At 47.4% G+C, this 18,472-nt stretch carries 13 protein-coding genes, 19 tRNA genes and 3 rRNA genes; 32 read left to right on the plus strand and 3 right to left on the minus strand.

Annotated features, from left to right (window positions below):
* Window positions 1–24 precede the first annotated feature (24 nt).
* The 29 genes from eutC (at window position 25) to ade (ending at window position 13,685) form a co-directional block, all read left to right on the plus strand.
* The gene (eutC, locus tag QFZ78_RS26940; RefSeq protein WP_307552122.1) at window positions 25–948 is read left to right on the plus strand and encodes an ethanolamine ammonia-lyase subunit EutC; all 924 of its coding nucleotides are present in this window, start codon (window positions 25–27) and stop codon (window positions 946–948) included.
* Window positions 949–1,028: 80 nt separating this feature from the next.
* Window positions 1,029–1,157 carry a hypothetical protein gene (locus tag QFZ78_RS26945; RefSeq protein ID WP_307552124.1) on the plus strand — a complete coding sequence of 43 codons (129 nt, stop codon included), beginning with the start codon at window positions 1,029–1,031 and terminating at the stop codon, window positions 1,155–1,157.
* A 52-nt stretch (window positions 1,158–1,209) separates the two neighbouring features.
* Window positions 1,210–2,748, plus strand: a complete 1,539-nt coding sequence (locus tag QFZ78_RS26950; protein ID WP_307552125.1) for an amino acid permease — start codon at window positions 1,210–1,212, stop codon at window positions 2,746–2,748.
* Between the two features lie 65 nt (window positions 2,749–2,813).
* Window positions 2,814–3,566 carry a YwmB family TATA-box binding protein gene (locus tag QFZ78_RS26955; protein WP_307552127.1) on the plus strand — a complete coding sequence of 251 codons (753 nt, stop codon included), beginning with the start codon at window positions 2,814–2,816 and terminating at the stop codon, window positions 3,564–3,566.
* A gap of 175 nt (window positions 3,567–3,741) precedes the next feature.
* The gene (locus tag QFZ78_RS26960) at window positions 3,742–3,882 is read left to right on the plus strand and encodes a hypothetical protein (protein ID WP_307552129.1); all 141 of its coding nucleotides are present in this window, start codon (window positions 3,742–3,744) and stop codon (window positions 3,880–3,882) included.
* Window positions 3,879–4,091 (plus strand): hypothetical protein, encoded by a 213-nt coding sequence (locus tag QFZ78_RS26965; RefSeq protein WP_307552131.1) that lies wholly within the window; start codon window positions 3,879–3,881, stop codon window positions 4,089–4,091. The genes QFZ78_RS26960 and QFZ78_RS26965 overlap by 4 nt, the downstream gene beginning before the upstream one ends.
* Before the next feature lie 501 nt (window positions 4,092–4,592).
* Window positions 4,593–6,134, plus strand: a 16S ribosomal RNA gene (locus QFZ78_RS26970).
* A 245-nt stretch (window positions 6,135–6,379) separates the two neighbouring features.
* A 23S ribosomal RNA gene (locus tag QFZ78_RS26975) occupies window positions 6,380–9,297 on the plus strand.
* A gap of 69 nt (window positions 9,298–9,366) precedes the next feature.
* Window positions 9,367–9,483, plus strand: a 5S ribosomal RNA gene (gene rrf / locus QFZ78_RS26980).
* The 16S, 23S and 5S rRNA genes sit together here with 19 tRNA genes alongside, the layout of an rRNA operon.
* A gap of 55 nt (window positions 9,484–9,538) precedes the next feature.
* A tRNA-Ile gene (locus tag QFZ78_RS26985) sits at window positions 9,539–9,615 on the plus strand.
* A gap of 84 nt (window positions 9,616–9,699) precedes the next feature.
* A tRNA-Ala gene (locus tag QFZ78_RS26990) sits at window positions 9,700–9,775 on the plus strand.
* 3 nt (window positions 9,776–9,778) lie between these two features.
* A tRNA-Asn gene (locus QFZ78_RS26995) sits at window positions 9,779–9,851 on the plus strand.
* A 77-nt stretch (window positions 9,852–9,928) separates the two neighbouring features.
* Window positions 9,929–10,016 (plus strand) — tRNA-Ser (locus QFZ78_RS27000).
* A gap of 27 nt (window positions 10,017–10,043) precedes the next feature.
* Window positions 10,044–10,117: transfer RNA gene (locus QFZ78_RS27005), tRNA-Met, on the plus strand.
* A gap of 10 nt (window positions 10,118–10,127) precedes the next feature.
* Window positions 10,128–10,216: transfer RNA gene (locus QFZ78_RS27010), tRNA-Ser, on the plus strand.
* Between the two features lie 20 nt (window positions 10,217–10,236).
* Window positions 10,237–10,311, plus strand: a tRNA-Glu gene (locus QFZ78_RS27015).
* Window positions 10,312–10,329: 18 nt separating this feature from the next.
* Window positions 10,330–10,405, plus strand: a tRNA-Val gene (locus tag QFZ78_RS27020).
* 25 nt (window positions 10,406–10,430) lie between these two features.
* A tRNA-Met gene (locus tag QFZ78_RS27025) sits at window positions 10,431–10,507 on the plus strand.
* Between the two features lie 31 nt (window positions 10,508–10,538).
* Window positions 10,539–10,615, plus strand: a tRNA-Asp gene (locus tag QFZ78_RS27030).
* An 18-nt stretch (window positions 10,616–10,633) separates the two neighbouring features.
* Window positions 10,634–10,709 (plus strand) — tRNA-Thr (locus QFZ78_RS27035).
* A gap of 75 nt (window positions 10,710–10,784) precedes the next feature.
* Window positions 10,785–10,866, plus strand: a tRNA-Tyr gene (locus QFZ78_RS27040).
* Between the two features lie 12 nt (window positions 10,867–10,878).
* Window positions 10,879–10,950, plus strand: a tRNA-Gln gene (locus QFZ78_RS27045).
* A 10-nt stretch (window positions 10,951–10,960) separates the two neighbouring features.
* Window positions 10,961–11,036 (plus strand) — tRNA-Lys (locus tag QFZ78_RS27050).
* Window positions 11,037–11,093: 57 nt separating this feature from the next.
* Window positions 11,094–11,173, plus strand: a tRNA-Leu gene (locus tag QFZ78_RS27055).
* Window positions 11,174–11,213: 40 nt separating this feature from the next.
* Window positions 11,214–11,288: transfer RNA gene (locus QFZ78_RS27060), tRNA-Gly, on the plus strand.
* 9 nt (window positions 11,289–11,297) lie between these two features.
* Window positions 11,298–11,374: transfer RNA gene (locus QFZ78_RS27065), tRNA-Arg, on the plus strand.
* Between the two features lie 27 nt (window positions 11,375–11,401).
* Window positions 11,402–11,475: transfer RNA gene (locus QFZ78_RS27070), tRNA-Pro, on the plus strand.
* Between the two features lie 7 nt (window positions 11,476–11,482).
* Window positions 11,483–11,553, plus strand: a tRNA-Gly gene (locus QFZ78_RS27075).
* A 338-nt stretch (window positions 11,554–11,891) separates the two neighbouring features.
* Window positions 11,892–13,685 (plus strand): adenine deaminase, encoded by a 1,794-nt coding sequence (gene ade / locus QFZ78_RS27080; protein ID WP_307552133.1) that lies wholly within the window; start codon window positions 11,892–11,894, stop codon window positions 13,683–13,685.
* On the opposite strand, the gene QFZ78_RS27085 is transcribed toward ade, so the two are convergent.
* Window positions 13,682–14,065 (minus strand): hypothetical protein, encoded by a 384-nt coding sequence (locus QFZ78_RS27085; protein ID WP_307552134.1) that lies wholly within the window; start codon window positions 14,063–14,065, stop codon window positions 13,682–13,684. The genes ade and QFZ78_RS27085 overlap by 4 nt on opposite strands.
* Before the next feature lie 17 nt (window positions 14,066–14,082).
* A complete protein-coding gene (locus QFZ78_RS27090) occupies window positions 14,083–14,313 on the minus strand; it encodes a hypothetical protein (RefSeq protein ID WP_307552135.1) in 231 nt (76 codons plus the stop codon).
* 211 nt (window positions 14,314–14,524) lie between these two features.
* Here QFZ78_RS27090 and QFZ78_RS27095 point away from each other — a divergent pair, with 211 nt between their 5' ends.
* Window positions 14,525–15,298, plus strand: coding sequence for an arylamine N-acetyltransferase family protein (locus tag QFZ78_RS27095; protein WP_307552137.1), 774 nt, complete (start codon window positions 14,525–14,527; stop codon window positions 15,296–15,298).
* A gap of 117 nt (window positions 15,299–15,415) precedes the next feature.
* On the opposite strand, the gene QFZ78_RS27100 is transcribed toward QFZ78_RS27095, so the two are convergent.
* Window positions 15,416–15,580, minus strand: a complete 165-nt coding sequence (locus QFZ78_RS27100) for a hypothetical protein (RefSeq protein WP_307552139.1) — start codon at window positions 15,578–15,580, stop codon at window positions 15,416–15,418.
* Between the two features lie 566 nt (window positions 15,581–16,146).
* Here QFZ78_RS27100 and QFZ78_RS27105 point away from each other — a divergent pair.
* Both QFZ78_RS27105 and QFZ78_RS27110 read left to right on the plus strand, forming a co-directional pair.
* Window positions 16,147–17,484 carry an ABC transporter substrate-binding protein gene (locus QFZ78_RS27105; protein WP_307552140.1) on the plus strand — a complete coding sequence of 446 codons (1,338 nt, stop codon included), beginning with the start codon at window positions 16,147–16,149 and terminating at the stop codon, window positions 17,482–17,484.
* A 13-nt stretch (window positions 17,485–17,497) separates the two neighbouring features.
* A complete protein-coding gene (locus tag QFZ78_RS27110; protein WP_307552142.1) occupies window positions 17,498–18,460 on the plus strand; it encodes a carbohydrate ABC transporter permease in 963 nt (320 codons plus the stop codon).
* The last annotated feature ends 12 nt before the right edge of the window (window positions 18,461–18,472 follow it).

The following is an 18,472-nucleotide window of genomic DNA, read 5'->3' on the forward strand; positions in this document are numbered from 1 at the left end:
GCAAAACGCTAAGGAGGAAACGACATGAACAAAGTTATCCCCATGGATCAGCTTGTTGATATGGTGATGGCAGAGCTTGAGAAGAAGCTGTCTGCATCAACTGCTGTTGATATTCCGGCGGTTAATCGCTCTTTGAATCCTACCCCTGTTGATGAGGAAGCACAGCGATCTACCCGAGTAGACATGGTGTCGGAACTGGCCCCGTCCACCGAATTGGACACATTCACCTCTAAAGTACCAACTCCCAAATGGGAGGAAGGGATGAATGAGCTGCTTGCCAGCACACCGGCACGTATCGGCGTATGGCGTACGGGTACGAGGGCACTCACCAAAGAGGTGCTTAAATTTCGCCGTGACCATGCCGCAGCTGTCGATTCCATATATGGGGAAGCGAGTCAAGCGCTTTTGGACGAATTCGGTTTGTTTACGGTGGAAACCCGTTATGAGAATACGGAAAACTATTTAAAACGTCCTGATATGGGACGTATTGTTACCGAAGAAGGAATCGCAGAAATTCAAAAAAGGTGCAAGATGAAGCCGCAGGTGCAGATAGTCGTTTCGGATGGACTTAGTGCCAATGCGGTAGACGCCAATTTGGGCGATGTGTATCCTGCGCTGCTTGATTCGCTTAGTGCTTACGGGTTATCCACAGGTACTCCGTTTTTCGTCCGTGGCGGCAGGGTCGCTGTTATGGATCACATCGGCGAAATTGTGCAGCCGGAAGTGCTTGTGCTTTTGATCGGGGAAAGACCTGGACTTGTTTCGTCTAAATCGCTTAGTGCTTACATCTGTTACAAACCGCGTAAAGGCACGGTGGAGAGCGACCGCACGGTGATTTCCAATATACATCGCGGGGGCACCCCTCCACTGGAAGGCGGTGCGCATATCGGCACCATCGTGAATAAAATGCTTGAGCAAAAAACGAGCGGTGTCAACTTGGAAATTTAATGGTCAAGATTATTCACCTTGAGAATGTGCTTCGTTAAGAAGCTTTTCTATAATGGTCCGGAGAAGGAGGTGCAGGCCGAATGGGACTGACGATTGGAATCGTAATTATTGCGGTCACGTGTTTGTTTGCTTTATGGATTGTCAGAATCGCCAATAAAAGCATTCGCGAATTCGATGAAAGCAAGCATGAAAGTTTCCTAGGGAAATGAGACTTGTGACTTGTTTGTACAAATCGTATCTATTTGATGAGGAGGATAAAAGATGAGCAACCCTTCCAATCATCATGAAAAAGACAAAAGTGATTTAAACAAGTTCGGTTATGCCCAAGAACTGCTGCGCAGTATGGGCGGATTTTCCAATTTTGCGATTTCATTCTCCATCATTTCCATTCTCACTGGCGCTGTATCGTTATACGGCCACGGATTAACCTATGGCGGTGCGGGCATGATGGGCTTTGGCTGGCCGATTGTCGCCCTTTTTGTCATGTTCGTAGCAGCAGTCATGGCTGAGCTTGCTTCGGCCATTCCGACGGCTGGTGCCTTGTACCACTGGGCAGCTATTTTGAAAAACAAACGCTGGGGCTGGTACACCGCCTGGATCAATCTGATCGGCCAAATCGGGATTGTGGCTGGTATCGATTATTCAGTAGCCCTATTCGCCGATCCTCTCATCGCGAGTGTATTCGGTTATGAATCCAGCAATACAACCGTGTTGATTTGTTTCACGATCATATTACTCACGCATGGCATTCTGAATCATATCGGGATTCGTATCGTTTCTAAGCTGAATGATTTCTCGGCATGGTACCATATCGCTGTGGTGGCGGTGCTGGTTTTGTCACTTGCCTTTTTCACCAAAGGCAATTTGAATCCTGTCGATTATTTGTTCAAAGTGGGCGAAACTTTTTCGGATAAACCGTATATGTTTGCTTTTCTGATCGGACTTTTGCAAGCGCAGTGGACATTTACGGGATATGATGCCTCTGCTCATACCATTGAAGAGACCATTAACCCTCGTGTGCGTGCGCCTTGGGGCATTTTCACATCCGTTGCCTACTCGTTTGTCATTGGATTCGTTATGCTTGCTTTTGTCACCTTGTCCATTAAGGATGCCGGTGCTGCTGCCGGTTCAAGCAATGCGTTCATCTATGTCATCAGCCAAGCGCTTGGCGGTACATTCGGCTCCGTTATTCTATGGTTGGTCACTGCCGCGATGTGGTTCTGCGGTCTAGCTTCTATCACTTCCTTCTCACGTATGATGTATGCCTTCTCTCGTGACAAAGGGATGCCGATGAGCAACCAATGGGCACAAATTTCGAAGAAATACCGTACACCTGCTAAAGCCATTTGGCTGGCTATTATTCTTTCGTTCCTGCTCGCTTTCATTGACTACATCATCAAAACGGTGAATCCGGATGCGACTTACACGACGATTGCGTTCCTAACTGGGGTCAGTGTTGTGGGCTTATATGTGGCTTACGGCATACCAATCTATCTCAAACTCAGAGCTAAAGCGGAAGGCAGATTTCAAGATAAGCATCTCGGACCGTGGAATCTCGGGAAATACAGCACGTTCATTTCTGTCGTCGCGCTTCTGTGGATCATCTTCATCTGCATCGTCATGGTAATTCCTCCGAATCAAATGGCCGGTTATGCCGTTGCTGGGATGCTGATTCTTCTAGTCATTATGGATTTAGCTTATTACAAAAATCACTTCCCTGGGCCACAGGCCGCACTTAACACTTCCATGGAAGAAATCGTTCGCCGAGAAAAAGAACTTGAAGAAACTTCCTCTGTTTAACATTTGCTAGATTTGGGCATCCTTTTACTAGAGCTTGCGATTCTAGTAAAGAGGTGCCTTTTTATATGCAGAAATCTTGGTTAGTATCGATCATTTGTATGTCCATTATAAGCATTATTTTTGGTTGGGTTCGTCATGCCGATGCGCAAGGTGAGCAAGAAGCACTCCATTTATTGAATACAGTTAAGCCGTACATGACGAGTGAGAATCAAATAACCTTCAAGTATACAGGCTATTACGGAACGTGCAGTGGTGTGGCTCAGGATATGCTGCAAACTGGGAAGAAACTGTCCCACGCTTTTGGAATTCCTCAGGCAGAAGTGTTGAGTGAATCCAATTCACATCCGACCTATACAGCCAAATCTGAGGTTGTGCCCGGAGCGGTCGTCACCGTAACAGTTGCAAGTCCACAGGGACAAACTGCCTGCTATGTCGTCTTGCGATTAGACGCTTCTCATGAAGCTGAACGGTCGGAGTTGGTTAAGTGGCAGGAGCAAGCAGGCGAGCAATTGAAGAAGCTTGGTATAAATGGCCAATGGAATGTTATGGTGCAAGGTTATGTAAATGGGCAAGAACAGTCTGGTCAAATGAGTTCCATGGAAATCGTAAATGCTATAACTCTAGCTTTTAAAGGCAAAATCTTAGAAAACTACAAGGATCAGAATACGGTAAGTGCGTCATTGGCTTCTAAGGAGTTCCATTCTTTTGTTAAGAGTGGTATCCAAGAGGTGAATCTGCAGGTAGCTTTGCATAAGGAGTCTACGACTGGCAAGTTGCGACTAACCGTAGGTACTCCGATCATAACAATGGAATACTAAAGAATAGAGTCTTGAGGTGCAGTTTAATGCTGCATCTTTTTTGTTTCAAGATTTGGGTCAGATCAAAATTAATAGATTATCTCAGGTTTAATAGATTAATAGATTGGTTAGAATGAGTAACAAATGCAGTTGAATAACAAATACATAAGAAAGAAAGCAAGGAGGTGATCTTAACATGCTGAAGAAAGCCAATCAAAAGAAGCCGATCCTGCCATCCAATAATCCCGTTATTATAAATAATCGCTATTGTTTCCTGATGTGGGCAAAAACGGGTAATAAACGGTATCTGAATATACTCCGAGGAGTGGGACTATGACAACGATAACAAAGCCGGTCATCCCTCATATAATTGCAGAATCGATAGAAAGCCTCCGTAGTGAGGGATGGGGAGATGACGATTTCTTTAACTTTTCGCAATATGATGAAGAGTCCCCGGAAGCTCGTATTTTATTTCACTTCTTTCGAAACAATCGCGCAACGTTTGCAGCTGCCATTGTCAACAGTTATGTAGTTCATAACGTATAATGGAAACTAAAGCAGCCGAGTGAACAAAATTATAATGCCTTTGTTTTCGGATTACTAAACATTAATCGGTTTGACGATTGCTTTTAAAAGGTGAGTATAAAGAACACGTGCTTAAGCAGCAGGTGTTTTTTTGTTATAAGGATTTATTATAAAGGAGATGTTATAAGAGTAGGTTAGAATCAACCTTAGAAACTTTTTTGAAATTGGAAAAATAAAACATTGCTATGTGTTTGTAATCCATGTTATATTATCACTCCGGCCGCAAGACAGGCTGGTGAAAGTAACTAGAAAAAAACTAGTTGCAAAATAAAAATCAGTATGGTATATTACTTCTCGCTGCTTCGGTAACACGGCAGTGAACGAAAGAAATTGATCTTTGAAAACTGAACAACGAGTGAGTAAGCACGAACGAGAAATCGTTCAAAAAGAGATTGCAAAATCTCGCTAGCAAGTCAATGAGCATTTCAGCTTTCAGATATACGGACAAGCAAATTGTCCACTATTATGGAGAGTTTGATCCTGGCTCAGGACGAACGCTGGCGGCGTGCCTAATACATGCAAGTCGAGCGGATTTATCCTTCGGGATAAGTTAGCGGCGGACGGGTGAGTAACACGTAGGTAACCTGCCTATAAGACTGGGATAACTATCGGAAACGATAGCTAAGACCGGATAATTGGTTTTCTCGCATGAGAGAATTATGAAACACGGAGCAATCTGTGGCTTATAGATGGGCCTGCGGCGCATTAGCTAGTTGGTAGGGTAACGGCCTACCAAGGCGACGATGCGTAGCCGACCTGAGAGGGTGAACGGCCACACTGGGACTGAGACACGGCCCAGACTCCTACGGGAGGCAGCAGTAGGGAATCTTCCGCAATGGACGCAAGTCTGACGGAGCAACGCCGCGTGAGTGATGAAGGTTTTCGGATCGTAAAGCTCTGTTGCCCTAGACGAACAGCAAGGAGAGTAACTGCTCTTTGTGTGACGGTATAGGAGAAGAAAGCCCCGGCTAACTACGTGCCAGCAGCCGCGGTAATACGTAGGGGGCAAGCGTTGTCCGGAATTATTGGGCGTAAAGCGCGCGCAGGCGGTCAATTAAGTTGGGTGTTTAAGCCCGGGGCTCAACCCCGGTTCGCATCCAAAACTGGTTGACTTGAGTGTAGGAGAGGAAAGTGGAATTCCACGTGTAGCGGTGAAATGCGTAGAGATGTGGAGGAACACCAGTGGCGAAGGCGACTTTCTGGCCTATAACTGACGCTGAGGCGCGAAAGCGTGGGGAGCAAACAGGATTAGATACCCTGGTAGTCCACGCCGTAAACGATGCATACTAGGTGTTGGGGATTCGATTCCTCGGTGCCGAAGTTAACACAGTAAGTATGCCGCCTGGGGAGTACGCTCGCAAGAGTGAAACTCAAAGGAATTGACGGGGACCCGCACAAGCAGTGGAGTATGTGGTTTAATTCGAAGCAACGCGAAGAACCTTACCAGGTCTTGACATCCCGATGTAACACCTAGAGATAGGTGCCCTCTTCGGAGCATTGGAGACAGGTGGTGCATGGTTGTCGTCAGCTCGTGTCGTGAGATGTTGGGTTAAGTCCCGCAACGAGCGCAACCCTTGATCTTAGTTGCCAGCACTGTGGGTGGGCACTCTAAGATGACTGCCGGTGACAAACCGGAGGAAGGTGGGGATGACGTCAAATCATCATGCCCCTTATGACCTGGGCTACACACGTACTACAATGGTCGGTACAACGGGAAGCGAAGCCGCGAGGTGGAGCCAATCCTTATAAGCCGATCTCAGTTCGGATTGCAGGCTGCAACTCGCCTGCATGAAGTCGGAATTGCTAGTAATCGCGGATCAGCATGCCGCGGTGAATACGTTCCCGGGTCTTGTACACACCGCCCGTCACACCACGAGAGTTTACAACACCCGAAGTCGGTGGGGTAACCCGCAAGGGAGCCAGCCGCCGAAGGTGGGGTAGATGATTGGGGTGAAGTCGTAACAAGGTAGCCGTATCGGAAGGTGCGGCTGGATCACCTCCTTTCTATGGAGACTCGGTCTTGATAAGACCAGTCAAGTGTGCTTAGCACACAAACCGCTTACTCACTCGTGTTCAGTTTTGAAAGAGCAATCTTTCAAAAGCATTACAGTTGTTCCTTGAAAACTAGATAACGAAACAAAACGTAAAGTAAGAACTTAGGTTGCTTGATTCTAACGAATCTTGCAAAAATCTTTAAAGTTTTTTCAGCTTAGGAGAGACTTTAGCTAACGCTAAAGATCCCTATAAATGGTTAAGCTAGAAAGAGCACACGGAGGATGCCTAGGCACTAGGAGCCGAAGAAGGACGTGGCGAACGACGAAATGCCTCGGGGAGCCGTAAGCAGGCTTTGATCCGGGGATGTCCGAATGGGGGAACCCAGCTGTGGTAATGCGCAGTTACCATGCAGTGAATACATAGCTGCATTGGAGGCATACCCAGGGAACTGAAACATCTAAGTACCTGGAGGAAAAGAAAACAAAAGTGATTCCGTCAGTAGCGGCGAGCGAAAGCGGAATAGCCCAAACCAAGGAGCTTGCTCCTTGGGGTTGTAGGACCTCGTTGTGGGGTTAGTTCGGTAGGCGAAGTGATCTGGAAAGGTCCGGCATAGAAGGTAAAAGCCCTGTAGCCAAAATCGAACGAAACCCCTAGAGGTATCCTGAGTACGGCGGGTCACGTGAAACCCCGTCGGAATCCGGCAGGACCATCTGCCAAGGCTAAATACTCCCTAGTGACCGATAGTGAAGCAGTACCGTGAGGGAAAGGTGAAAAGCACCGCGGAAGCGGAGTGAAAAAGAACCTGAAACCGTGTGCTTACAAGAAGTCAGAGCCCTCTATATGGGTGATGGCGTGCCTTTTGTAGAATGAACCGGCGAGTTACGTTCCCGTGCGAGGTTAAGTTGAAAAGACGGAGCCGCAGCGAAAGCGAGTCTGAATAGGGCGCTTTAGTACGTGGACGTAGACCCGAAACCGTGTGATCTACCCCTGTCCAGGGTGAAGGTGAGGTAACACTCACTGGAGGCCCGAACCCACGCATGTTGAAAAATGCGGGGATGAGGTGGGGGTAGCGGAGAAATTCCAATCGAACTCGGAGATAGCTGGTTCTCCCCGAAATAGCTTTAGGGCTAGCCTCGGATGTTGAGTTGTGGAGGTAAAGCACTGATTGGGTGCGGGGCCCGCCAAGGGTTACCAAGTCCAGTCAAACTCTGAATGCCACAAACTTAAATCCGGGAGTCAGACAGTGAGTGCTAAGATCCATTGTCAAAAGGGAAACAGCCCAGACCATCAGCTAAGGTCCCCAAGTGTGTGTTAAGTGGGAAAGGATGTGGAGTTGCACAGACAACCAGGATGTTGGCTTAGAAGCAGCCACCATTGAAAGAGTGCGTAATAGCTCACTGGTCGAGTGACTCTGCGCCGAAAATGTAACGGGGCTAAACACGCCACCGAAGCTATGGCTTGCACAATGTGCATGGGTAGGGGAGCGTTGTATGTACGTAGAATTCTGACCGTAAGGACAGGTGGAGCGCATACAAGTGAGAATGCCGGTATAAGTAACGAAAAGATCAGTGAGAATCTGATCCGCCGAAAACCTAAGGGTTCCTGAGGAAGGCTCGTCCGCTCAGGGTAAGTCGGGACCTAAGGCGAGGCCGAAAGGCGTAGTCGATGGACAACAGGTGGAAATTCCTGTACCACCGTAGCCGTTATGAGCAATGGAGTGACGCAGAAGGATAGTGACGCGAGCTGATGGATGCTCGTCCAAGCAGTGAGGCTGATGTGTAGGCAAATCCGCACATCGTAAGGCTGGGCTGTGATGGGGAGGGAAATTTAAGTACCGAAGGTCATGAGTTCACACTGCCAAGAAAAGCTTCTAGCCAGGCGAAGGTGCCCGTACCGCAAACCGACACAGGTGGGTGAGAAGAGAATTCTAAGGCGCGCGGAAGAACTCTCGTTAAGGAACTCGGCAAAATGACCCCGTAACTTCGGGAGAAGGGGTGCCTCGGTAGGGTGAATAGCCCGAGGGGGCCGCAGTGAAAAGGCCCAAGCGACTGTTTAGCAAAAACACAGGTCTGTGCGAAGCCGCAAGGCGAAGTATACGGGCTGACGCCTGCCCGGTGCTGGAAGGTTAAGAGGAGTGGTTAGGGACCTCGGTTCCGAAGCTATGAATTGAAGCCCCAGTAAACGGCGGCCGTAACTATAACGGTCCTAAGGTAGCGAAATTCCTTGTCAGGTAAATTCTGACCCGCACGAATGGCGTAACGACTTGGGCGCTGTCTCAACGAGAGATCCGGTGAAATTTTAATACCTGTGAAGATGCAGGTTACCCGCGACAAGACGGAAAGACCCCATGGAGCTTTACTGCAGCTTGATATTGGACTTTGGTACGATCTGTACAGGATAGGTGGGAGCCTTTGAAGCCTGAGCGCCAGCTTGGGTGGAGGCATCGTTGGGATACCACCCTGATCGTATCGGAGTTCTAACCTGGTACCGTGATCCGGTATGGGGACAGTGTCAGGTGGGCAGTTTGACTGGGGCGGTCGCCTCCTAAAATGTAACGGAGGCGTTTAAAGGTTCCCTCAGAATGGTTGGAAATCATTCGCAGAGTGCAAAGGCATAAGGGAGCTTGACTGCGAGACCTACAAGTCGAGCAGGGACGAAAGTCGGACTTAGTGATCCGGTGGTACCGAATGGAAGGGCCATCGCTCAACGGATAAAAGCTACCCTGGGGATAACAGGCTTATCTCCCCCAAGAGTCCACATCGACGGGGAGGTTTGGCACCTCGATGTCGGCTCATCGCATCCTGGGGCTGAAGTAGGTCCCAAGGGTTGGGCTGTTCGCCCATTAAAGCGGTACGCGAGCTGGGTTCAGAACGTCGTGAGACAGTTCGGTCCCTATCTGTCGCGGGCGTAGGAAATTTGAGAGGAGCTGTCCTTAGTACGAGAGGACCGGGATGGACGTACCGCTGGTGTACCAGTTGTCTCGCCAGAGGCATCGCTGGGTAGCTATGTACGGAGGGGATAAGCGCTGAAAGCATCTAAGCGCGAAGCCCCCCTCAAGATGAGATTTCCCAGTATGTAAGACCCCTTGTAGACGACGAGGTTGATAGGTTCGAGGTGGAAGTGCAGCAATGCATGCAGCTGACGAATACTAATCGGTCGAGGGCTTAACCAATAAACCTAAAATTCTAACTTTACGCAAGTTTCGTATCTAGTTTTCAAGGCGCAAACCACGCTTTGACTGTTTGGTGATGATGGCGGAGGGGACCCACGCGTTCCCATCTCGAACACGACCGTTAAGCCCTCCAGCGTCGATGGTACTTGAACCGCAGGGTTCTGGGAGAGTAGAACGTTGCCAAGCAGAATACCCCTAGTGGGTATTTTTTTTGCCGCCCTGTACACTGTTTTACACATTAGGGCCCTTAGCTCAGCTGGTTAGAGCGCACCCCTGATAAGGGTGAGGTCGGTGGTTCGAGTCCACTAGGGCCCACCAATTAACTTCATAGTTAGTATCGGGGTCCACGGAAATTTTTTGGGGTAATATAGGGATCTTTGATGAAATCAGTCTCACTAATATGGGGCCATAGCTCAGCTGGGAGAGCGCCTGCCTTGCAAGCAGGAGGTCAGCGGTTCGATCCCGCTTGGCTCCACCATTTTCCCTGATAGCTCAGTTGGTAGAGCACTCGACTGTTAATCGAGTTGTCACAGGTTCGAGTCCTGTTCGGGGAGTCAAACCCCCAAGAAGTGAAGTGATGCTTTGTAGCATATTCCTATTACTTTTTGGGGGCCCCAATAAACACATTCGTGGAGAAGTGTCCGAGCGGCCGAAGGAGCACGATTGGAAATCGTGTAGGCGTCACAAGCGTCTCGAGGGTTCGAATCCCTCCTTCTCCGTTTCTTTAGATAAAGGAAAGACAATATGGCGGCGTAGCTCAGCTGGCTAGAGCGTACGGTTCATACCCGTAAGGTCGGGGGTTCGAGCCCCTCTGCCGCTACTGATAAATTGGAGAGATACCCAAGTGGCTATAAGGGGACCCTCTGCTAAGGGGTTAGACTGCGTAAGTGGTGCGAGGGTTCGAATCCCTCTCTCTCCGTAGGTAAATTTTTTAAGTTTGGCCCGTTGGTCAAGTGGTTAAGACACCTCCCTTTCACGGAGGTAACAGGGGTTCGAGTCCCCTACGGGTCACCAATAATCTTCATATCCCATGGAGGCTTAGCTCAGCTGGGAGAGCATCTGCCTTACAAGCAGAGGGTCGGCGGTTCGATCCCGTCAGCCTCCACCATATTTTAATATCTGGCTAGTCATGTCGCGGGGTGGAGCAGCCCGGTAGCTCGTCGGGCTCATAACCCGAAGGCCGCAGGTTCAAATCCTGCCCCCGCAACCAAACTCTTTACTGAGTGTTGTTTTCATAGTGTGGAGCTGTGGTGTAGTGGCCTAACATGCCTGCCTGTCACGCAGGAGACCGCGGGTTCGAATCCCGTCAGCTCCGCCATTTTTTATGAATGAATATGCCGTTGTAGCTCAACTGGTAGAGCAACTGACTTGTAATCAGTAGGTTGGGGGTTCAAGTCCTCTCGACGGCACCACAATTCCCAAAAAAGTGAAGATAAGCTTTATAGCAACGCTAATACTTTTTTTGGGCTCGGTAAGGCTTTATATGTGGAGGCTTAGTGAAGTGGCTAAACACGGCAGACTGTAAATCTGCTCTCTTCGAGTTCGGTGGTTCGAATCCATCAGCCTCCATCCAATCTACGTTGGGGATTAGCCAAGCGGTAAGGCAACGGACTTTGACTCCGTCATGCCAAGGTTCAAATCCTTGATCCCCAGTTCTTCACTTGAGTCATTAGCTCAGTTGGTAGAGCACCTGACTTTTAATCAGGGTGTCGTAGGTTCGAATCCTACATGACTCACCATATATAGGGATCTTTAGGCGTAGACTAAAGTCTCTCAGATTGCCTTATTTACAACATGCGCGTATGGCGGAATTGGCAGACGCACTAGACTTAGGATCTAGCGGGCGACCGTGGGGGTTCAAGTCCCTCTACGCGCATCAAATCCTCAGCAGTATTCATACTCCTGGAGGTACCCATGCGGAAGTGGCTCAGCGGTAGAGCATCGCCTTGCCAAGGCGAGGGTCGCGGGTTCGATCCCCGTCTTCCGCTCCATTTAATTAAGCGCCCTTAGCTCAGCTGGATAGAGTATTTGACTACGAATCAAAAGGTCGGGAGTTCGAATCTCTCAGGGCGCGCCATTTTTTATTAGAAATACATATTACTTTCGGGACGTAGCTCAGCTTGGTAGAGCACCTGCTTTGGGAGCAGGGGGTCGCATGTTCAAATCGTGTCGTCCCGATAAACACGCGGGCGTAGTTTAATGGTAGAACTTCAGCCTTCCAAGCTGATCGCGCGGGTTCGATTCCCGCCGCCCGCTTCACAGAAAAAGATCACCTTCGGGTGGTCTTTTTCGTTTGTACAGGAACTCTGTGAACTCAAATTTTAATTTGGAGTGCCCCCATCACCGGTGATGTCATAGAACTATGCCTCGATGATAACCTGCATCTGAATTACATTAGCTCCGTATAATTTAATAAATAGAAATGAGGAATCCTCTGCTGTAGCATGTAACCCTTGAGATAAACCTCTTTCATGGTAAATTTAATGGAGAAGTGATACAAGTAATGCATGTGAACCGATGTTCAGGGGTTGTGACGCTTGTCACCGGATCGGAATAGGTTAATTAATTTACATACATAAAGGAGTACAAAACCCATGATGCTAAATAAAAGAAATAAACTAGTTGAAGTGAGCAGAACGCTAGCTAAGGTTGCAATAGGCGAAGTATTTTCCGATGTAGTCATTAAGAATGGAACACTCGTCAATGTGTATTCTGGTGAATTAATTGAGCATATGGATGTTGCTGTTGCTGCTGGGAGAATTGCCTATGTAGGGAATGCAGACCATACCATTGGGGCTCAAACGGTCATTATCGATGCCACAGGGAAGTATATGTCTCCAGGCTTATTAGATGGTCATATGCATGTTGAAAGCACTATGCTTTCCGTTACCGAGTTTGCCAAAGCGGCATTAGCCAAAGGAACAACGGGGATTTTTATGGACCCACATGAAATTGCCAATGTGTTTGGAACAGAAGGTGTAAGGCTGATGCACGAAGAGGGGCAGCAGCTGCCTCTTAAAGTTTTTACGACTTTCCCATCCTGCGTACCAGCGACTAACGGCTTGGAAGATGCAGGTGCAAGCTTAGAAGTAACCGATATTAAAGAGGGATTGCAGTGGGACAACGTGGTCGGACTAGGCGAAGTCATGAATTTTCCTGGTGTCGTTTACGGTGATCCGAAAATGTGCGGGGAGATTGAAGAAACAATCAAGAGTGGTAAAACGGTCACAGGACATTTTCCGAGTGATGATGATCGTATGCTGCAGGCTTATATGGCATCGGGCGTGACATCTGATCATGAAACCGTAACTAGGGAACAAGGTCTTCACAAAGTCCGCATGGGGATGCACCTTATGATTCGTGAAGGTTCGGCCTGGCATGATGTCAAAGAGGTCATTAAGGTGGTAACCGAAGATAAGGTCAACACGGCCAATATTTCGCTCGTCACGGATGATGTAAGTCCGCAAACGTTGGTGGAGAAAGGGCATCTCAATCATGTGGTTTGCCGCGCAATCGAAGAGGGTGTCGACCCTGTAACTGCGATTCAAATGGTAACGATTAATGTGGCCCGTTATTTTAAAATGGAGCAAGATTTGGGCAGTATTACTCCCGGTAAATATGCTGACATTTTATTACTGGATGATTTACAGAAGGTCGAGCCTTCCACGGTCATTACCGACGGTCAAGTTGTTTTTGATAATGGCAAGCTTACGGTTGATTTCCCCGATTTCGTCTATCCCGAACACATCCGTAATTCCATGAACGTTAAGCGCGAGCTTACGGCAGAGGACTTCAAGCTTGTAAGTCGAAGTAATCAGGATAAGACGCAAGTCAATGTCATCCGCATTATTGAAAACAGTGCAAGAACAGAGAAAATGACTGCAGCTCTAGGTGTTGAAGAAGGGATCATCCAACCAGATGTAGAGCAGGATATTATCCGTCTCGCCTGTATCGAGCGACACCGTGGAACGGGTCAAATTTCACTTGGTTTTACGCATGGCTTTCAATTGAAGGCGGGTGCAGTAGCATCTACAGTGGCGCATGACAGTCATAATCTAATTGTTATGGGGATTAATGAACAGGATATGGCTTTGGCTGCTAATGAGCTTGTCAAAATGGGAGGCGGTATGATTGTTGTAGAGAACAGTAAAGTGCTGGCTCAAGTACCGATGACCATCGCAGGCCTCATGTCAGATAAATCATTGCTTGAAGTCGTTAAAGAGGTTGCTGAGCTCGAGAAAGCGTGGAAACAAATTGGCTGTCCGTTGAACGCCCCGTTTATGACATTCTCATTAATTGCCTTACCCGTTATTCCAGAAATTCGGATTTCAAACCGAGGGGTTGTCGATGTAACGCAGTTCAAGCTAATTGAAGTGGAAATTGGTTAAGTGGGACGAAATAAATAGGTCCAAAAGGACGTCCTCCTCTTTTTGGAAGGATGACGTTCGGCGCGGGAGGTTTGGATGGTTTGCGGGAGGCCGGAATCGAGTTCTGCTTCCATCCCGACTGTTATTCCGGCTTCCTCGAGCATAGGCAGATCAAGGGTGGTGGCCACCTCATCACGAATCTGATGTAACAATACTAATTGCTGTTCAAATTCGTCTACACGCTTGGAGAGCACCATGTTCTCTTGCTTTAGCTTTTTTATAAGCTCATATAATAATTTCATGGTGAGCTTCGGTTTATCTGATTGCTCATTTTCTTCGTTAGTACAAGTGGGAGACAGCAGCAACATCAACTCTTCATCACTGATTACCTTGTTTGACACCGTACAGCCTCCTTAAATTAATGAATCTCACTAAGCTGCCCATCCGTAAAAAGATAATCTTTGGAAAGAAGTGAATGCATAATGTTCCGGCTGCAGTCGATGTACTGTGGGTAAACAACTTGGATAGATTCCTCTTCTTGAATGGGATAGGTAATGATTTTATTCTTTTTGATTATATCTATAAAAAGATGAAACATGATGGAGATAATTAACAATCCAGTTACGCATAGCTCTAAGTTTTGAATCATAAATTAGTCCTCCTATGAATCTTTTTTCATAGATTAACGGATTTGAACTAAAATGTCGCTCGAAAACCGTTGTCGTTTTGTAAGCTTTTATGAAGAGTTCACGTTGAATTTAAGGCAGAAATAGGGTAATGATGGTATTTTTAAAAGGTTATTGTTGTTAAATCTCACGAACTTGTCTATCTATGAAAAAAATAAGGATGGAGTGTTCAACATGTACAGTAAAAATAGTCAGATTCAGACCTATCTGGAGCGCATGAGGTTTGAAGGATCGCTCGATGGCAGCGCTAAGACATTGGCGGACCTTCAGGAGTGTCATCTGCACACGGTTCCATACGAAAATTTGGACATTATGAACCGCACAGCTTTATCGTTGGATCCTCAGGATGTATATCAAAAGATTGTCGTACGTGGGCGCGGTGGGTACTGCTTCGAGCTGAACGCTTTATTCGGCTGGCTGCTGCGAGAGCTTGGCTACCCGGTCACAGACTTGGTTGCTCGATTTTGGCGCGACGAGCCGAACATACCACCGAAACGACGTCATCACGTCCTGAAGGTAGAAGCAGAAGGCACGACTTATTTGTGTGATGTCGGAGTAGGCGGAATTGTCCCACGCAGGCCCATCGCATGGATCGAGGGTCATGAACAGCATCAAGGCGGAGAGTGCTACCGTCTCGAGCGCGATGCCTATTATGGTTGGATGCTATGTGAGCAGAAGAACAAGGAATGGAACCGCATTTACTCGTTTACGGAGGAACCTCAGCTGCCGAAGGATTTCACCTTTGCGACCTTCTGGTGTGAGAACGCCCCGGATTCGATATTTACCAAAAGCCCAATGGTAGCCATGCGTACCCTTGAGGGACGGAATACACTGGCGGGCCGAGAATTTCGCATCTTTACTTCCGCGGGGGTAAGGACTTTCACTCCGCAGACCGAAGAAGCGTATAAAGCGGCCTTGCAAGAACATTTTGGTATTCATCTAGATTAATCATTCATATAGTCAAGTACTTCAATAGTGGGATTTCCATTTATTCAACATCGAAGAGGACCCCGAAAGGGGTCCCTTTTATTTTTCTAACTTGAAGAAATCCGAATATGATTCTAATTACGAAAGGGATAACTTTCTATCTTCACTTTCTAACGCTTTCTGCTGCTCTTTGGTGAACGTACAACTTAGCTTTGGTAGTCCAGTGTGTTTGTTGATGTAGATAGTTCTTGCAACGCCGTGAATGAATTTCATTTGTTTGGTCCATTCTTTTGGGTTGAACATGGACATCAACTCCCTATTTATATATGTCTCCTACAAATTCTCCACGATAGCATTATTGGAAGCGCTTTATTTAATGTTATGTTCAAAGGACATGGTTGATGCATCGATCAAAAGTACTTCAGAACAACGCGAAAAGGAATGCTGAATTAGTGTTCTTTCCATTCGGAGGGCTGTTATTAAAGTCCCGCCTATCATAAAGGACTTTGTAAGAGTTGACGATGCTGGCATGCGCTGACATAGTAAGCGATTACATTTTTAGTAACTTTTCTTGTGAAATGACTGATTTACATAATCTAAATAAAAATAACCATTGAATGTGTCAGTGACATCTAGTAACCTTTCCTTAGATCACTGATCAGGGTCGAACCACAATATCTTACTCGAATGTAAGAAAGCGAAGTGTTGGTTTATCTATGTACTTGCACAAATAGTGACGGGGAAACATTTTCGGCAAACTCCTTCGATAATCGTATGGAAGCCCTTACATAAAAGACAGCCAAGAGCTTCTGGTTAGGAGTAGTTTTCACAAGAGACAAGTAAACCTAAAAAAGGAATGGTGTTCAGTGATGACAAAGAGAACGCACGGTGGTCCCAAAGCGGTCTTAGCTCTTATTGCGAGTGTAGGTTTACTAGCAGGCTGCTCTTCGGCCAATCAAACAGGTACAACTGGATCGACGAACACGCCGGGTACAAAGGAACCAGCATCATCAACTGCTAAGGCCTCTGGAACCGTGACATTTTGGTACGATAAGACAGGTGTGGCAGGAGAAGCGATTAAGGCTGCTGCTGATGCTTTCCAGGCAGCGCATCCCGAAATTAAATTGAATGCTGTATATGTGGCTGATTTGACAGTCGGCGGAGGACAAAAGCTGATGTCCGCTGTCGCTGGGGGAACTGCCCCGGATGCGGTATTCTTCGATCGCTTCCAGATTGCCTCATGGGCCCAGCAGGAGGCTTTGATCGATATTTCGGAAAGGGTCAAGAAAGATACCATCGATCCGAAAAAGTTTTATCCAGCTGCATGGAATGAGGTTGTGTACAAGGATAAAGTATACGGGCTTCCGGTTTCTACGGATGGGCGGGCCTTGTTCTATAACAAGGATCATTTCAAGGAAGTTGGACTTGACCCTGAGAAGCCGCCTAAGACGATCAAAGAGCTGGAAGAATATGCGGCCAAGCTGACCGTGAAGGAAGGAAACATCTATAAGCGGATCGGTCTTATACCGTGGTCTAATCAAGGCAATTTCTATACGTGGGGATGGGCGTTCGGCGGCGATTTCTATAACACGAGCACCGGTAAAGTAACACCTAATGATCCTAAGAACGTTGAGGCACTGCAATGGCTGCAGGATTATGCCAACAAATATAATATCAGTGACATGAAATCATTAGCGAGCTCGACTCAGATCAATCCATTTGCGGCCGGCAAGGTAAGCATGGAAATCGGAAACAACTTGCTGGCAGCAACCGTTAAAGCAGCTAATACGAATGTGAACTTCGGTGTTGCGCAGCTGCCGACACCGACCGGAGATCAGACGGTTACATGGTCGGGTGGTTTCAGTCTCGTCATTCCCAAGGGTGCCAAAAATCAGGATGGCGCATGGGAGCTCCTGAAGTTCTTTACAGGTGATGAGGCACAAGAAAAATTGACAAAATCCTACCTGTCAGTCGTTCATTCAGTAAACCAAAAAGTGTTTGCGAATGATCCTATCAATACTAAAATTCTCGGATTTCTAGGAACGGCACACTGGCGTCCAGTAATTTCGCAAGGGCAGCTGCTTTGGAACGAGATGGCTAGCGCCTTGGATATGGCCTCGAACAATAAAGGCAAACCGAAGGAACTGCTCGACAGTGTGGCAGACAAGGTGAATGCTGCTCTGGCTAGTGACCAAAAAAGCAAATGAGGTGCAGTAAAAGATGATGGATTCAAACTTGGTCCGAGCTACTGGACAGGAGCCTTCCGGTCCTAGACATCAAGAAGCCCGGAAGAAATCTTTCGTCCGAGCTTTCAGTAAAAACGCGCCTGGCTGGCTATTCGTCACCCCTTGGATAGTGGGTCTGCTGCTCTTTTATTTGTACCCACTTGTCAGTTCCATCTATCTCAGTTTTACCTCTTACAGCATTCTGAAGGCCGGACAATTTGTCGGCCTTCAGAATTACCAAAGCTTGATGCAGGACAAAGTGTTTTGGAGCTCTATTTACAATACCGTGTATTACGCTCTTGTCTTCGTTCCGCTTAGTATAGTCCTAAGTATAGGGCTGGCGCTGCTGTTGAACACGAGAGTAAAGGGAATCGCGATCTACCGTACGGTCTTTTATCTGCCGACTCTTGTTCCCTTGGTTGCTAAGGCAGTCCTCTGGATGTGGCTGCTGAACCCTCAGGCGGGGCTGGTCAATCAATTATTGTCTAGATTGGGCATTGATGGTCCCCCATGGTTGGGCAATGAGGCCTGGGCTAAGCCCACCCTCGTTATGATATCTTTATGGGCCGTTGGACAGACGGTCGTCATCTTCCTTGCTGGATTGCAGGGTATATCGCAGGAATATTATGATGCTGCTTCGGTTGACGGTGCTAGATGGTATCAGAAATTTGGGCTGGTCACCTTACCGCTGCTAACGCCAGTCATCTTCTACAACTTGGTGATGGGTATTATTAGTTCAATTCAAGTATTCTCCTTACCTTATACGCTTACAGGCGGGAGTGGCTCACCAGCTGGGTCGATGATGTTTTATGTCATGTATTTGTACCAGAATGCTTTTCTGTATCTGAAAATGGGCTATGCATCGGCTATGGCATGGATTCTTTTTATCGTGATTGCTTTGCTAACGGTCGTGATTTTCATCTCATCCAAAAAATGGGTTCATTATCAAGGGGACTAGAGGGGGCTTGTA

Origin of the sequence: Paenibacillus sp. V4I5, from assembly GCF_030817255.1 — a bacterium.
Taxonomy (GTDB): domain Bacteria; phylum Bacillota; class Bacilli; order Paenibacillales; family NBRC-103111; genus Paenibacillus_E.

What these genes read in the sequence shown, in the direction of transcription:
- eutC (WP_307552122.1), top strand. Translation starts at nt 25, where the DNA reads ATGAACAAAGTTATCCCCATGGATCAGCTTGTTGATATGGTGATGGCA.
- QFZ78_RS26945 (WP_307552124.1), top strand. Translation starts at nt 1,029, where the DNA reads ATGGGACTGACGATTGGAATCGTAATTATTGCGGTCACGTGTTTGTTT.
- QFZ78_RS26950 (WP_307552125.1), top strand. Translation starts at nt 1,210, where the DNA reads ATGAGCAACCCTTCCAATCATCATGAAAAAGACAAAAGTGATTTAAAC.
- QFZ78_RS26955 (WP_307552127.1), top strand. Translation starts at nt 2,814, where the DNA reads ATGCAGAAATCTTGGTTAGTATCGATCATTTGTATGTCCATTATAAGC.
- QFZ78_RS26960 (WP_307552129.1), top strand. Translation starts at nt 3,742, where the DNA reads ATGCTGAAGAAAGCCAATCAAAAGAAGCCGATCCTGCCATCCAATAAT.
- QFZ78_RS26965 (WP_307552131.1), top strand. Translation starts at nt 3,879, where the DNA reads ATGACAACGATAACAAAGCCGGTCATCCCTCATATAATTGCAGAATCG.
- ade (WP_307552133.1), top strand. Translation starts at nt 11,892, where the DNA reads ATGATGCTAAATAAAAGAAATAAACTAGTTGAAGTGAGCAGAACGCTA.
- QFZ78_RS27090 (WP_307552135.1), bottom strand. Translation starts at nt 14,313, where the DNA reads ATGATTCAAAACTTAGAGCTATGCGTAACTGGATTGTTAATTATCTCC.
- QFZ78_RS27095 (WP_307552137.1), top strand. Translation starts at nt 14,525, where the DNA reads ATGTACAGTAAAAATAGTCAGATTCAGACCTATCTGGAGCGCATGAGG.
- QFZ78_RS27100 (WP_307552139.1), bottom strand. Translation starts at nt 15,580, where the DNA reads ATGTTCAACCCAAAAGAATGGACCAAACAAATGAAATTCATTCACGGC.
- QFZ78_RS27105 (WP_307552140.1), top strand. Translation starts at nt 16,147, where the DNA reads ATGACAAAGAGAACGCACGGTGGTCCCAAAGCGGTCTTAGCTCTTATT.
- QFZ78_RS27110 (WP_307552142.1), top strand. Translation starts at nt 17,498, where the DNA reads ATGATGGATTCAAACTTGGTCCGAGCTACTGGACAGGAGCCTTCCGGT.